The sequence below is a fragment of the Pedobacter sp. CFBP9032 genome (assembly GCF_034045265.1).
GTDB lineage: Bacteria > Bacteroidota > Bacteroidia > Sphingobacteriales > Sphingobacteriaceae > Pedobacter.
This window is the reverse complement of the sequence record NZ_JAXCWE010000068.1, coordinates 1-251: the sequence shown is the minus strand read 5'-3', so window position 1 is coordinate 251 and position 251 is coordinate 1. Positions and strand designations below refer to the sequence as shown.

Here is a 251-nt window from a genome sequence, read left to right as displayed (position 1 = left end):
GTATATTGATTATAAAATCGGGCAGGATATTGCCGGAACTTCAAGAAAAGATTCCTATGGAAGCTTCTTACCCAATCTATTGCTTAAATATTCTTTCTCAGACAAATATGATTTAAGTTTAACATATAACAGAAATCTTTGGCGACCTTGGTATTCTGAGTTTAATCCATTTTTATTGCCTCGAAACGACGGATTGTACACCCGAGGAAATATGGATTTGAATCCGAATCCTAGTGATCGAATTTATATGA

At 34.3% G+C, this 251-nt stretch carries 1 protein-coding gene; it reads left to right on the top strand.

The annotated features are described in order from the left end of the window. Nucleotides 1–251: outer membrane beta-barrel protein (locus SOM16_RS23175; RefSeq protein WP_320466363.1), on the top strand; the 251-nt coding region annotated here is incomplete at both ends.